This is a genomic window from Terrabacter sp. P5_B1 (genome assembly GCF_056400505.1).
This window is the reverse complement of record NZ_JBFULD010000593.1, coordinates 1-938: the sequence shown is the minus strand read 5'-3', so window position 1 is coordinate 938 and position 938 is coordinate 1. Positions and strand designations below refer to the sequence as shown.

Below are 938 nucleotides of genomic sequence, written 5' to 3'. Positions count from 1 at the left end.
CGGGCAAGGTCGACCGGGCCGCCCTGCCGTGGCCACTGGCGGACACGGACGACGACGAGCCGAGCGAGCTGTCCGGCACGGCAGCCTGGCTCGCCGACCACTGGACGGCGGTGCTCGGCACGACCGTGCGGTCCGCCGAGGCCGACTTCTTCGACCACGGCGGTGGCAGCCTGTCGTCCGCCCGCCTCGTCTCGCTGCTGCGCGAGCGCTACCCCACCGTCACCGTCGCCGACGTGCACGCCCGCCCTCGCCTCGGCGCCCAGGCCGACCTCCTCGACACGATGGACGCCGCGGACGGGTCGAGGGTCGACCGCACCGTGCGGCGCATCCCCCGCCGGACCCAGCTCGTGCAGACGGTCGTGTCGGTCGTCCTCCTCTCGGTCAAGGGTCTGCAGTGGCTCGTGGCGCTGGCCACCCTGACCGAGCTGCTTCGGCTCTCCGGGCTCGCGGAGTGGTCCGTGCCCGTGTCGTGGTGGTTCCTCGCTGTCGGGTGGGTCGCGTTCATCAGCCCGTTCGGGCGGATGGGCTTGTCCGCCTTGGCCGCTCGCCTGCTGCTCGCCGGTGTGCGCGCGGGCAGCTACCCGCGCGGGGGGAGCGTGCAGCTGCGGCTGTGGGCCGCCGAGCGATTCGCCGACGCGATGGGTGCCATCACCATGGCCGGCGCTCCATGGATCATCTACTACGCCCGGATGCTCGGCGCCTCGATCGGTCCCGGCGTCGACCTCCACTCCGTGCCGCCGATCACGGGCCTGCTGACCATCGGTGCGGGGGCCAGCATCGAGCCCGAGGTCGACCTCTCCGGCTACTGGATCGACGGCGACGTGGTGCACGTCGGCCCGGTCCACATCGGGCGCGAGGCCGTCGTCGGCGCGCGCAGCACCATCGGGCCCGACGTCCACATCGGCCGCGGGGTCGTCGGCCGGCCTCGACGACGACCC

General features: G+C 73.8%; 1 protein-coding gene. It reads left to right on the top strand.

The annotated features are described in order from the left end of the window. A partial coding sequence (locus tag AC1DP0_RS22270) for a phosphopantetheine-binding protein (protein ID WP_478088822.1) occupies nucleotides 1-938 on the top strand: 938 nt, incomplete at both ends.